The sequence below is a fragment of the Bradyrhizobium erythrophlei genome (genome assembly GCF_900129505.1).
GTDB classification, from domain to species: Bacteria; Pseudomonadota; Alphaproteobacteria; order Rhizobiales; family Xanthobacteraceae; genus Bradyrhizobium; species Bradyrhizobium erythrophlei_D.
The window spans coordinates 5,974,394-5,988,058 of sequence record NZ_LT670818.1; the positions used below are offsets into that span (position 1 = coordinate 5,974,394).

The 13,665-nt window shown below is 61.9% G+C and carries 10 protein-coding genes; 7 read left to right on the forward strand and 3 right to left on the reverse strand.

Annotation, left to right across the window (positions count from 1 at the left end; genetic code table 11):
* Positions 1 to 118 precede the first annotated feature (118 nt).
* A complete protein-coding gene (locus tag B5525_RS27670; RefSeq protein WP_079568842.1) occupies positions 119 to 1,447 on the forward strand; it encodes an MFS transporter in 1,329 nt (442 codons plus the stop codon).
* Positions 1,448 to 1,581: 134 nt separating this feature from the next.
* On the opposite strand, the gene B5525_RS27675 is transcribed toward B5525_RS27670, so the two are convergent.
* On the reverse strand, positions 1,582 to 1,944 hold the full coding sequence (locus B5525_RS27675) for an SPW repeat domain-containing protein (RefSeq protein WP_079568843.1): 363 nt from the start codon (positions 1,942 to 1,944) through the stop codon (positions 1,582 to 1,584).
* Positions 1,945 to 2,258: 314 nt separating this feature from the next.
* On the opposite strand from B5525_RS27675, the gene B5525_RS27680 reads away from it, so the two are divergent.
* Both B5525_RS27680 and glnA read left to right on the forward strand, forming a co-directional pair.
* A complete protein-coding gene (locus B5525_RS27680) occupies positions 2,259 to 2,441 on the forward strand; it encodes a hypothetical protein (RefSeq protein WP_079573856.1) in 183 nt (60 codons plus the stop codon).
* Positions 2,442 to 2,622: 181 nt separating this feature from the next.
* Entirely contained in the window at positions 2,623 to 4,053 is a 1,431-nt protein-coding gene (gene glnA / locus B5525_RS27685; protein WP_079568844.1) for a type I glutamate--ammonia ligase, read from the forward strand.
* Between the two features lie 760 nt (positions 4,054 to 4,813).
* Here the strand turns inward: glnA and B5525_RS27690 are convergent.
* Positions 4,814 to 6,970, reverse strand: coding sequence for a N,N-dimethylformamidase beta subunit family domain-containing protein (locus B5525_RS27690; protein WP_154073472.1), 2,157 nt, complete (start codon positions 6,968 to 6,970; stop codon positions 4,814 to 4,816).
* Between the two features lie 169 nt (positions 6,971 to 7,139).
* Positions 7,140 to 7,937, reverse strand: coding sequence for an HAD-IIA family hydrolase (locus B5525_RS27695; RefSeq protein ID WP_244567602.1), 798 nt, complete (start codon positions 7,935 to 7,937; stop codon positions 7,140 to 7,142).
* Positions 7,938 to 8,290: 353 nt separating this feature from the next.
* Between B5525_RS27695 and B5525_RS27700 the strand changes: the two genes are divergently transcribed.
* The 4 genes from B5525_RS27700 to B5525_RS27715 all read left to right on the forward strand — a co-directional run bounded on the left by B5525_RS27700 (position 8,291) and on the right by B5525_RS27715 (position 13,649).
* A complete protein-coding gene (locus B5525_RS27700) occupies positions 8,291 to 9,853 on the forward strand; it encodes an ABC transporter substrate-binding protein (RefSeq protein WP_079568847.1) in 1,563 nt (520 codons plus the stop codon).
* A 71-nt stretch (positions 9,854 to 9,924) separates the two neighbouring features.
* Entirely contained in the window at positions 9,925 to 10,905 is a 981-nt protein-coding gene (locus tag B5525_RS27705; RefSeq protein ID WP_079568848.1) for an ABC transporter permease, read from the forward strand.
* Position 10,906: 1 nt separating this feature from the next.
* Positions 10,907 to 11,821 carry an ABC transporter permease gene (locus B5525_RS27710; RefSeq protein WP_079568849.1) on the forward strand — a complete coding sequence of 305 codons (915 nt, stop codon included), beginning with the start codon at positions 10,907 to 10,909 and terminating at the stop codon, positions 11,819 to 11,821.
* A 1-nt stretch (position 11,822) separates the two neighbouring features.
* Positions 11,823 to 13,649: an ABC transporter ATP-binding protein gene (locus tag B5525_RS27715; protein ID WP_079568850.1), complete on the forward strand. Its 1,827-nt coding sequence runs from the start codon at positions 11,823 to 11,825 to the stop codon at positions 13,647 to 13,649.
* The last annotated feature ends 16 nt before the right edge of the window (positions 13,650 to 13,665 follow it).

Genomic DNA, 13,665 nt, shown 5'->3' on the forward strand with positions numbered 1-13,665 from the left:
TAGGCGTTGCGGACGCAACTCGCAATTCGCGCCGTAACGTCGCGCATGAACCTTGCTCCGCGTGAAAATAAAGCGCTGAAAAATTGGAGACAATGCCTTGAAATAATAGGAGCCGCACATGGCAATTCAAATCCAGAGCGACTTCCGCCGCGTGATTGTCGCCGCGTCGGTGGGAAACGTCATCGAATGGTATGACTTCTATATCTTCGGCAGCTTGGCCGCAGTTCTGTCGGTCAAGTTCTTTGAACAATCCCACCCGGTCGCAGCCTTGTTGAGTACGATTGCGCTGTTCACCGCAGGATTCCTGATCCGTCCACTGGGGGCGTTCCTCTTCGGATGGATGGGCGACCGGGTCGGCCGCAAGTATACGTTCCTTGTTACGCTCAGCGGAATGGGATTGGGCACAGGGGCCATCGGGTTGATCCCGACCTACCAGTCGATCGGTCTGACCGCCGCGTTCCTTCTCTTCGGCTTGCGGATGATCCAAGGCTTGTGCCTGGGCGGCGAGTATGGCGGCGCCATCACCTATGTTGCCGAGCATGTGCCGGACGAAAGCCGCGGCTACTACACCGGCTGGCTGCAGACCTCTCCTACTCTCGGGATCGTGGTGTCACTGGCCGTGATCATTGCGACGCGGACGTATTTCGGTAATCAGGTATTTGAAGAATGGGCGTGGCGCGTTCCGTTCCTGGTTTCCTTCCTGCTGGTAGCCATTGCGATCTACATCCGGCTCCAGCTCCAGGAGACGCCGATCTTCCAGGAGATCAAGGCTCGAGGGCAGATGACCAGGAACCCCTGGAAGGAGGCCTTCCTTAGCTCGAACGTCAAATACATACTGATCGCCATCGTCGTGCTGATCGGGCAGGGAGTGGTTTGGTACAGCGGTCAGTTCTGGGCGTTGTACTTTCTGCAGCAGGTTTCCAAGGTGGACGCGCTGACCTCGGCCTACATCGTGGGAGCCGCGTTGCTCATTGCCACGCCGAGCTTGATCTTTTTTGGCTGGCTGTCAGATCAGATCGGCCGCAAGCCGGTGATCCTGGGAGGCATGCTACTCGCCGCGATCACGTACTATCCGCTGTATTTGTGGCTGGGAACGGTCACGCAGCCTGGCAACATCAACTATCCGATCTCGATCTTCATCATCTTCATCCTCGTTTGCTACGTCGGGATGGTGTATGGGCCGGTCGGGGCGTTTCTGGCGGAATTCTTCCCCGGCAGGATTCGGTACACGTCGGTGTCGGTGCCGTATCACATCGGCAACGGCTGGGGTGGCGGATTGGTGCCGTTCATCACTTCGGCATCTTTCGCGGCCACCGGCAGCATTGGCTACGCGCTGATCTATCCCATCGCGGTTCCCGCGGTGTGCTTCGTGCTGGCCCTCTTCATAATGCCGGAGACCCGTAAAATCAGCATCTGGGAACCGATAGAGCCTAGAACCGCGTCGTGACAAAGTCATCTATGTGCGGGGCCGCGAGACCCCGCACCAAGGGCGCGACCTATAGCCCACGTCGCCACAACAATCCCTCTCCTCCGACCGCCAGCAGATAACGGTCGGGCGAAGGGATCGGGCAACTCTTCTTCTCAGCTGGCTCGGTGATGCCAGCGATCGTGCCACCAGGCGATGACATCGCGATCCGTCATTAGTTCCCAGACCGCAAGCAAGATCACCAATATGCCCGCTACCATGCTGCTTACCGTGGCCGATACCGACTCGTAGCCGACCGTCAAAGGTGCCACCACCAGAGCCAGACCGAGGAGAATCTCTCCCCATTCCTCCAGATAGGACGGAATGACAAATCCCTCGACGGCAAACAGAATGACGAACAACCCAAGCACGATGGTCATCCAGACAGCCGCCCCGGCGAAGCCTAGGGCGAACGGCGACAAGACCAACCACACGCCCAGCAACAGGCTGGCGGCGTCTTGCCAATGTTGAATGCGCATGACGCTCACCTCCCTTCCTTCTCCATATATAGTAATGCCTCGATGACGATGCATCCGGCCAACGTCCACGCTTGACGATGAGGCGAGGATACAGCGAGCGTTCGGCTGCCGCTGCTCCTGATCCGGCGCCGAAGAATTACGGCAATCCCGTCGTGGAGTCGTTGCTGGTGCCTTTGGCGGCCCATGATCCGGAATGGGCTCTTGCAAACGTCCCGCGCCAGGATGCAAACTGCGGGGGGCTTGATGGGTGTCAACGTCTACGGCTGCCCGACTGGGGTTCATGGTCGCGCGCGGAACGAGAGGAGTATGACGCCATGCGAGAAATCGAAATCCATGATTATGCGCGACAGTTGCTGGAAGCACACGGCGCCCAGGCCATTGCGGAAGCTGCCCGGAACGCCATCGACCTTGAAGCAAAGGGCGAGGTGGAATTGGCCAGAGACTGGCGGCATATCGAAGATGCCATGAAGCTTATGCGCGGGCCACACCAAAGCTGAAGTTGCCAGCTCGCAGGTGACAAGGCGTGCCTGAATGCGCGCGCCGCCATGCCGGAACGAGGCCGGTGCGGCGGCGGCGCGGAAGGTGGAACGTGGACCAAAATCCGTTCCAGGCCACTTGGGCGCGGACGAATGGAAGTGCGATCTTCAAGGCCTCCCTTTCGGTTACAGGAGTGAAGCCATGGTTCCGAATTGTGCGACAACCGAAGATCTCCTCAAGGCGATCAAGGACGAGAAGGTCCAGATGATCGATCTGCGGTTCACCGACTTGCCGGGTGCCTGGCAGCATTTTTCCGTCCCGCCCAGCGCGGCGAATGCCAATGCGCTCGACGAAGGCATCGGATTCGACGGCTCATCAATTCGCGGCTTCCAGGAGATCCAGGAAAGCGACATGCTGGTCGTCCCGGATCCGACGACGGCCTTCCTGGATCCGTTTGCCCCCACAACGACGCTGGTCCTGATCTGCAACATCAGGGATCCGGTTACCGGTCAATCTTATAGCCGCGACGCCCGCTACGTCGCCCAGAAGGCTGAGACCTACCTGAAGGGCACTGGCCGCGCCGATACGAGCTATTTCGGCCCGGAGGCGGAGTTCTTCGTATTCAACGACGTACGCTACGGACAGGGCATCAACTACGCCTTCCACGAAATCGATTCCAGCGAGGGCAGCTGGAACACCGGCAAGAAGGAAGCGCCGAATTTGGGCCACAAGCCGCGCCCGAAAGAGGGATACTTTCCGGTTCCCCCGACTGACAGCATGCAGGATCTCCGCACCGAAATGGTGCTGACGATGGAGTCGCTGGGGATCCAAATCGAAGCCCATCACCATGAAGTCGCGACCGGCGGTCAAAACGAAATCGACATGCGCTTCACCACGCTCACCCGCATGGCCGACAACCTGATGATTTACAAATACGTGGTGAAGAATACCGCCCACCAAAATGGCATGACCGCAACGTTCATGCCCAAACCGCTGTTCGAGGACAACGCCTCGGGAATGCACGTTCATCAGAGCCTGTGGAAGGGCGAGACCAACCTGTTCTACGACAAGGCGGACTACGCCGAGTTGAGCGAGCTTGGCCGCTACTACATCGGTGGGCTGCTGACCCACGCCTGGGCGTTGTGCGGGCTTTGCGCCCCGACCACCAACTCCTATCGGCGTCTGGTGCCGGGTTACGAAGCTCCGATCAACCTTGTCTATTCCCAGCGCAATCGCTCGGCCTGCTGCCGGATCCCGATGTATTCGCCGAACCCGCGGGCAAAGCGCGTTGAGTTTCGTTCGCCGGATCCTTCGTGCAATCCCTATTTGGCCTTCTCCGCGATGCTGATGGCCGGCCTCGACGGTATTACGAACCGTATCGATCCGGGCAGCCCGATCGACAAGAATCTTTATGACCTGCCGCCCGCCGAGGCGAAGGCGGTGAAATCGACGCCCGGATCGCTGGACCAGGCGCTTGATGCGCTCGAACGCGATCACGCCTTCTTGCTGCGCGGCGATGTGTTCACTCGCGACGTGATCGAAACCTGGCTGGACTACAAGCGAAAAAAGGAGATTGATGCCATCCGGCTGCGCCCCCATCCTCACGAGTTTCATCTCTATTACGACATCTAGTCGCGCGTGGTCGGGTTACGAAAATGGCCGTGGCGCGCCGGCGCTGCCGCACCGCAACCAACCTAGGGTTGTCGGGTTCGCGATTCGCTGTGTTGCCGCGGGGCCCATTCGACACCGTGGTGACCGACTACGATGCCCAGAATGAATGGGTTCGCGCAACGAATCAAAGAGAAAGATCCGAAATTGCCGATCGTCCTGGCGACCGGATACGCCGAATTGCCGGCCGATCGATCGATTGATTTCGAACATTTATCCAAGCCTTACACGTCAAAGGATTTGGCGTCAGCATTGGAGAGGGCGGTCAATTAGCAGTGAATGCTCGTTCCGCCGATGAATCTTGAGCGCCGCCGATTGGGCCAGCCCGAGGAGTGTCCCTGATTGCATGCTCATAGCCGGCGTCGCTAGGCCTATAACCGCACGACTGCTTTTGGTATATGAGCGACCAGCGGCATGCTACCGGTGGTCAAAGTTCTAGAGCTGGATCTGCTCGTAGTGGGCGGCGTACCCTTCGGGTGCGGACAGAAGCCGGAGAATTGCGGATCGAGGTTCCGGCGCTTGCTCATCCCGAGGTCGGAGAGACCATCGAAATCGGCGCCGCCAAGTTTGTACTTTGGGCCTTCGCTGGCGCTGTTTGAAGGAAGGCGATGGCTTCGATCCCGCCATTAAGGAGTTGAACAACTTCGCATTCGTCTTACTGGCGAGCAACCGGTTCTAATGCACAGCTCGCGCCTGGCAAATCCTCTGCCGCACCGGGCACGGCCTAGAACACGGGTTCGCGTGACGCGAACGCCGTCAGCACATTGGCGGTCAGCCGAGAGAGGCCGTTGTCGCAGCCGTTCCAGGCCAGCGCACCGCCATAGGTGATCGAGCCCACCGAGAACACGCAGCCACCTCCGTCGATTGGAAACAGCACCATGTCGGCGCGGACCATGTCGGGGCGCTGCGCGCCGCCCTGGTCGGGCATCGACAGCGTCATGTCCTCGATCACGAGCTGATATTCGTTGCCGAGGCCGGTCGACGTGCCGAGTACATAGGCATGTTCCGGGCTGCCGAGCGCGATGTCGAAGCGATCGACTTCGTCGCCGACGGCGCCGCCCAGCACGTGGCCATAATCGCCGACCACATCTTCCGGCACGCCATCGAAGAATTTCGCGGCGGGCGAATCGTAGCTGGCATCGAGCCGGCGGTAGCCGCACCCCTTCGACCAGCCTTCCGAGGCGAAGCCGACGCCGAGCATGCGGTTGGGCCCGCGCCCGCGCGAACGCCAGATGCCGCCGAGTTCGCTGGTCGCCACATGCGTGCGCTCGCCATAGGGGGCATCCCAGCAGCGCGTGCCGCTGTTGTCGCGCCTGACCTCGATGACCGACGGCTTGTCGGCATAGCGGCTGGTGACCCAGTAGAAGCCGTTGCCGCCGAGATACATGACGCGGCCGCCCTCGTTGAGATAGCCGTCGACAATGTCCAGCCCGGCACGGGTCCAGTATTCGGGATGCGATCCGGTGACCACGACGGCATGGCGATCGAGCAGGGCACGGCCTTCGCGCTCAAGGTCCTCGTCGGTTGCCACCTCATAGCCGATGCCGACATGCTCGAGCCACTCGATGATGTACATATCGACCGGGAAGTGGCGATAGGATCCCGTCAGCCAGTTGGGAAAGCCCGGCCGGACATTGAATAGGGGCCGTCGGCGGCTCGAATAGCGCACCGGCGTGCCGTCGCCATGCCTGTCGTAGCAGGACCGGCCGGGTTCACGGTGCGCGAACAGGTATTCCTCGTCCGCTGGCACCACCTTGTCATGCGGCATGACGGAGGAGAAATCGAGCGAAGCCAAATGGTCATTGGCATAGGCTAGGTAGGTATTGGTCGGAGCGAGAAACAGTACGGGCGCGCCGCCGCCGGTCTTTCCGCGGACGAACAGGGGAAAGTGATTGCGGCTGCCGCCGGCGTCCACGCGAACGGCGTAGACGCCGCTCGACAGCGTCTCGGGAAGCTGGAATGCAAGATCATAGTCCCAGTTCGAATCCACCATGTCGTCGTCGTGAAACTGAAGCGCGCAATATTGCCCGGGCACTTCCAGAAATGAATCGCTGCGACCGTCCCAGTTGCGTCCGGTCACGCCGCGTTCGGCGCCGTTGAACAGCCGGCCCGGCCGGCCGCCGGGGAACGCCGGTGCAATTGCCTCGGCGGCGAAGTCGCGATCAAGCGCCCATGACGCCCATGGTTTCGCCTCCGGATGCTTGCCGGCGTGAAGCGCTGCCACGATCTGGCTGGCGAGACCCGTGAGGTAAAGCGCAGGCGAATCGATCTTGCCGTTATAGGGCTTGAGCGGCGATCCGATCGAATCGATGCCGGAGCCCGCTAACGTCAGCGTCGTCGCCGACACTTCCGCCGATGTCTTCGCGGTCGCCACGCGATGCGCGCCGACCTTGCCGCCGATGCGCTGCAGGTCGATCAGGGCTTGCCCGTTTGCGATCGTCGCGACGATCGAATACCAGTTCCGGGCGACCAGCGCCTGCTCGATGGATAGGATCGTTTCGTCCCGGGAACGCAGCTGAATAGCGCCGCTGGCGATCAAAAGGGCAATCTCGCCGAGTGACCAGATGGTTTGCGGCGCCTCGCGTTCCGGCACTGTCGGCCAGGCCCAGCAATGCACGCTCACGGCGCCGCCGGCGATGGCGGCGCGCAGCGGAAGTTGCGCATAGGATCCGATCGCGGTGCTTTGGACACGGCCTGGCACGGTTGCATCCAGAGCGGATGAAAAATCAACGGTACGTCCCTCGACGGTTTCTCCTTGCCCGGGTCCCGACACCAGCCGCACCAAGGTCGCGCGTACCGACGGATACGGCGTGCTGATCGCCATGCGTACGGTTTCGCCGGGGCGGCGCGACCATTCCTCGAAATAGGCTTGAATATCCATCGCTCTCGTTCCCACTTTGTTGTCGCAGATGCGCGGCAGCCCGCGTTCGCGTTGGGCGGCGCGCAACGATACTCGGGAGCGGAATGCAAGCACGCGCTATCGCGGTTCCCTGGATTCGCAGAGCAATGAAAGTGGACAGTGAGGCCTCAACTGGTCATTCGGCCGGTCGCTACTTCGTCACGTCATCGACGAGCTCGAGCAGGCTGGACACCACGCGATCCGGGGTGACGCCGGCGACCGCGATGTAGGGAAGGCCGGTCGTAACGAGGACCGAGCGCAGGCCCGCGCTCTGGCCCGCCACGATGTCGGTGGCGATCTGGTCGCCGATCATGATGGTCTCGGAATTTGCGGTCGCCACATGGGCGAGGGCCTCCTCCACCATGAAGGGTTGCGGCTTGCCGACGACAATCGGCACGGCCGAGGGCACGGCGGCCGTGACTGCGGCCGCGAGGACGCCGACGCAGGGCTCAAATCCGCTATCGGCGGGAGTGAGCGTGTCCGGATTGGTGACCACGACGGCCGCGCCGTTCAGCGCGGCGCGGACGGCGGTTCGCAACTTGTCGTATGTCAGGGCATAGTCGAATCCGAGCACCACGACTTCGGCGTTCTCGCCGGCCGAGGTGAAGCCGCCAGCTTCGAGTTCTTCCAGCAGCGGGTTTTCCCCGATCGCGAAAACGCGCGTTCCAGGCGGCCAGCGTCGCCGCATCAGACTAGCCGTCGCCGAAATGGCGTTGAAAACCTGTGCTGCCGATACCGGCACACCCATGGCCGTCAGTTTCGCCGCGAACTGCGCTGCGGACTTGGTCGCATTGTTGGTCACGAACGCATAGGGCACGCCGCGGGCCTGCCAGGTCTGAAAGGCCTTTACCGACTCCGGAATCGATTGGCTGCCGCGATACACGACGCCGTCGAGATCCGAGATGACGCCGCGGATCGGCGTCACTCCATGTCCGCCAGGCTGTGCCAAGAACAATTCCTCTTTGCGGGGGTGTGCGCGGATCATAGGCGGAGTTCGCGCGATACCGCCATTTCTGCCTATGCACCATTCATGTCCTGCACGCAGAAAAGGCGTCGTGCGTGCGCGCTGTGCCGTGATTTCCCCTTGCGCGAACGCGCATGTCGATACGCGCGATCGAGAGAAGCGTCAGCAACGGAATCGTGGAGGAGCAGGTATCAGGCATGGTGCGCAATTGGTCTAGGCTTTGCTCGATCCGTCACGGGAGATGATGGAGCGGCCGATATCCTCGCTCACCCGGACGAGGAGCGAAGACGGTTCGCGGGATTTGGCGTCTCCCATTATCAGTCGAGGGGAATGACACGATGATCAATCGCAGAGACTTGTTGCTGGGCGGAGCCGCAGGTGCGGCGGCGCTCAGTTTTGGCCGGGTCGATCCCGACTTCCTGATGAATTCCGCATTCGCGGCCGAAGGCCGGACGCTGCGGTTCCTCGGTGCCGAAGCTTTGACCGGCAACTGGGATCCGACCACGCACACCAATCTGGGTCAGATCATCGCCGAAGGCTTCGTTTTCGGCTATCTGACGCGCGCGCCGATGAAGCCGGAAAAGCCCGGCGAACTGGTGTTCGAACTCGCGGAGTCGCTGACCCCGGTCGACCCCTTCACCATGGAAGTGAAGCTCAGGAAGGGCATCAAGTTCCACAACGGTGCGCCGTTCACCGCCGCCGATGTCAAGGCAACCTATGAATACGGCTGTCTGCCCGATCGTCCGGCGCAGTGGTATCCCGGCCTCGTCACCGTCGATGTCGTCGATGACTTCACCTGCCGGATCAACACCAAGGCGCAGGGCTATCCCGCCACGCTGTTTTACTACCTGTCCTCGTTCCTGCCGATCCTGTCGGCCAAGGACGTCGCCAACAAGGCGCAGCTTTCGGCGCGCATGAACGGCACCGGTCCCTATATGTATGTCGAGCAGAAGGGCGATACCACAGTCCTCAAGGCCAATCCGGATTTCTTCCTCGGCGCGCCGAAGATCCCCGGCGTCGAATACAAGTTCGTCGGGGACACCACGACGCGGACGCTGTCTTTGTTGAACGGAGAGGCCGACATCATCGAGCGCCTCGAGCAGGAACAGGTCGAGACCATCTCGAAGGATGCGCGCTTCGAGATCCACAAGGCGGTGTCGGTCGAGAACAAGTACCTGTTCTTCCGCTGCTCGAAGAAGCCGTTCGACGATCCGAGGATTCGTCTCGCGGCCTGCCACTCGATCGACCGCAAGCAGATCCTGGAAATTCTCGGCATGTCCGGCACGGCCTCGAAGGCCCATATCTCGCCGGTCAAGTTCGGCTACACCGACGTCGCCGAATATCCCGAATACGATCCGGCCATGGCGCAGAAATTGCTGGCCGAGGCCGGCTTCCCGAAGGGCGCCGGCCTGCCGGAACTGACCTACTATACCTCGGTCGGTTTCTATCCGAAAACCAAGGAATATGCCGAACTGATCGCCGGCATGTTGCAGGAGCAGGGTTTCAAGGTGAACCTGCAGACGCTTGAAGTCGCGGCCTGGGGCAACCTGCTATACGACAAGCCTGGCGGCGGCGAAGGCCACATGATCGATTGCGGCTGGTGCACCGGATCGCCGGAGCCGGATCTGGTACTGCGCACCCACTTCCACTCCTCGTCGAAACGCATCTGCGGCATCGTCGACCCGGAACTCGACGCGGTGCTCGACAAGGAACGCAATGCGCCGTCGATCGAGGAGCGCAAGAAAGTGTTGCAGACGGAAACTCTGCCGACGATCGCCAAGAAGGCGCCGGCGCTGGCGCTGTTCACCTCGGTGTTCATCCACGCCTACAGCAAGAAGCTGGAAGGACTCTATATCTACCCGAACGGCCAGCAGGACGGGACCAAGGCGACGTTGGCCTGACGCGATCGAAACACGGGCCGGGGCTGTCGCCCCGGTCCGTCTTTTCATTCCGGTGACGCACAGGAAGCTCCATGTTGATCCTCGAATTTCTGGTCAAGCGGATCGCGCAAGGCTTCCTGATCATCGGCATCACTTCGTTCATCATCTTCACGTTGCTGCGGGTCGTGCCGGGAGATCCGGTGCGCCTGATCGTCGGCGGCATGGCGCCTCCCGACGTCGTCGAAAAGGTCGCGACCAAGATGGGGCTGCGCGATCCCATCGTGGTTCAATATGCGCGCTACATGGGCGGCCTGTTGCGGGGTGATCTCGGGCAGTCCTATCTGCGCCCGCGCAGCGGCATGATTGCCACCGGCGGTCAGTATATCGACCCGACCAAATCCGACATGGCGCCGGTGATCGACCAGATTCTCGAGCGTCTGCCGTTTACCCTGCAACTCGGCGGCATGGCGCTGCTGTTCGCGCTGCTGATTTCGTTTCCGGTCGGCATTGCCGGCGGATTGCATCAGAACGGCTGGCAGAACCAGCTCGCCTTCGCGGTGCAGTCGCTGTTCGTGTCGGTTCCGAATTTCTGGCTCGCCATCGTCCTGATCCTGTTCCTGTCCGTGAAGCTCAAACTGCTGCCGGCGCTGGGCTATCAAGGATTCTCCTATGTCCTGCTGCCGGCCCTGGTGCTGTCGGTCGAGATCGCCCCTTTCATCATCCGGACCTTGACCACGTCGTTCGGCGAGGTGATGCAGGCGTCGTTCATCGACGAGGCGCGCGTCCGCGGGCTGTCGCGACGGCGCATCGTCTACGCCCATGCGTTGCGCAACGCCGCGGTGCCGCTGGTCAACCTCCTCGGCATCCAGCTTTCCACGCTGATCGGCGGCGTGCTCGTGATCGAATACATCTTCGATTATCCGGGGCTCGGCAATCTGACCGTGGTTTCGGTGGTCGGCCGCGATTTCCCGGTGATTCAGGGCATCGCGATCACCACCAGCGCTGTCTTCGTCTTCATCAACATCATCGTCGATCTGGTGGCCTATCTCATCGATCCCCGCGTGGAGCTGTGACATGACGGTTACCACGATCGCCGCCATCGCCCCCGAGGTCGCGCCGACCGGGCAGTCGGTCAATCGCCGGATCCTCGGCGCGGCCTGGCGGATGACGAGCTTTCGCATCGGCCTGTTCATCTTCATCGCCTTGCTGCTGGCTTCGGCGATCTATCCCGAATTGTCGTCAATGAGCGCGACCAAGATGGTCGTGAAGGACAAGTTTCTGCCGCCGCTGTTCATCGGCGACAATTGGAGCTGGGGGCATCCGCTCGGCACCGACCAGCTCGGCCGCGATATGCTGCTGCGCTGCCTGATCGGGCTGCGCTATTCACTGATGATCGGCATCATCACGGTGGTGCTGATCTTCATCATCGGCTGCGGTCTCGGCCTGTTCGCGGGCTTCAAGGGCAAGTGGTGGGACACCATCATCATGCGGATTACCGACGCGCAATTGTCGGTGCCGATGATCATCCTGGCGATCACCATCCTCGGCGTGTCCCGACCGACCGTGGAGACCATCATCATCGTGCTGGCATTGTCGGGCTGGCCACTCTATGCGCGGGTCGCGCGTAGTGCCGCGGTGACCGAGCGCGGCCTGGAATATGTTCGGGGACTTCGCGTGCTCGGCGCAGGAGACTGGCGACTCCTGCTGTTGTTCGCGGCGCCCAACATCCTGCCACCGATCGCCTTTGTCGCCGTGCTGGACGTCGCGCGGATGATGATCTTCGAGGCCATCCTCGGCTTTCTCGGCCTCGGCATCCAGCCGCCGACACCGAGCTTCGGCAGCATCATCGCCGATGCCCGCAAATACCTGATCAACGCCTGGTGGATAGCTACCAGCCCGGGCGTGTTCCTGGCGGTGGCGCTGACCTCGATCAATCTGATGGGTGCGGCGCTGGAGAAGGCGCGCAACCGGATCTACGGAGGCCTGTGAGATGGATCTGTCGCTGATCCTCGAAGTCGACAACCTCACCGTCGGGCCACTCGCCGCGGGATCGGCGCCGATCCTCGACGGCATCAGCTTTCGCCTCCACGCCTCGGAGATCTTCGGCATCTATGGCGAAAGCGGCGCCGGCAAGACGGTACTCAGCCGTGCGCTCGCCGACTGGCTTCCGGACAGCCTGCAGTACCGCGCCGGGCGTGTGATGTTCGCCGGGCAGGATACGCTGAAGAAGTCCGCCAACGGCACGTTCCGGGTCGGCCGCGACATCGCCTATATCGGCTCGAAGCCGCAGAGCTCGCTCGACCCGACCATTCCGGTCGGCAGCCAGATCGCCGAAAAACTGCATAGTGTACGACCGGAATGGAATCCGTCGGAATGCCGCGATCGGGTGGTTCAATTGCTCGGCGAGGTCCGGATTCCCTCGCCCAGGGAACGCTACTGGGAATATCCGTCGAAATTTTCCGGCGGCATGATGCAGCGCGCCATGATCGTCGATGCGATCTGCGCCGAGCCTGCCGTTTTGATCGCCGACAACATCACCCAGCCGCTCGATGTTACCATCGCCGCACAGATCGTGACGCTGTTGCACGATCTCTGCCTGCGCCACAAGATGGCGACCATCTATCTGACCTCGTCGCTGCCGATCCTTGGCCAGTTCGGAAACCGCACGGCCGTGCTCCACCACGGCCGCTTCGTCGAGCAGCAGCCGTTCAACGAACTGCTGAAGGCGCCGCAGACCGACTACGCGCGGAAGGCCATCGACAGCGTGCCGCGAATCTGGTCGACCGGGGAGGGCCCGCTGGCGCGCCGCAAGGCGGTTGATGAGGCGCCGCTGATGCGGATCGAGAACGTGCATCGCACCTACCGGCAGCGCAAGCGTGGCACCTTCAACACCTACCGCAACATCCAGGCCGTGCGCGGTGTCACCCTCGACATCATGCCGCGCGAGAATTTCGGCATTGTCGGCGAATCCGGCTGCGGCAAGTCCACGCTGACGCGGCTGCTGGCATGGCTGGAGACGCCGGATGAGGGAACCATCGTGCTCAGCGGCACCGCGCTCGCCAGCCTGTCGCCGCGCGAACTGATCCGCAAGCGCAACGAGTTCCAGTTGCTGCTGCAGGATCCCTACACGGCGCTCCCGCCGCGGACCACGGTCGGCCGGATGATCGAGGAGAGCCTGCGCATTCGCGGCGAAGTGCCGCGCAAGGAGATGCGCGCCCGCGTCATCGCGGCTATGGGCGAGGTCGGCCTGGTCGCCGGTCTCTACGACCAGCTGCCCAACGCGCTTTCCACCGGCGAGCGCCAGCGGATTTCGATCGCGCGCGCCCTGATCCTGGATCCGAGACTGCTGATCCTCGACGAGACGCTCTCGGCGATCGACCAGCGCGAGCAGGGCAAGCTGATCGAGCTGTTCTCGCGGCTTCAGGAGAAGAACGACCTCACCTATGTGTTCATCTCCCACGACCTCGCCATGGTGCGGAAGGTCTGTACCCGCATCGCGGTGATGTATCTCGGCGAGATGGTGGAGATTGCGGACAATCGCGATCTGTTTTTCGATCCGCAGCATCCGTACACCAAGGCGTTGCTGTCGGCCGCGCCGACCCTGGAGGTGAAGCCCTTCAACGCTGGCGATTTCCTGCTCGAGGGCGAGCCGCCGAGCCCGATCGATATTCCGGCCGGCTGCAGCTTCGCGTCGCGATGTCCGAAAGTGTTCGGCCGTTGCCGCGTCGAAACCCCGCGGTTGCTGGAGCACCTGCCGGGCCGCTACGCCGCCTGTCATCTGCTCGATAAAGCGGAAGCCGAGGTAACGGCGGCCTGACGCCGTCGACGCGTCA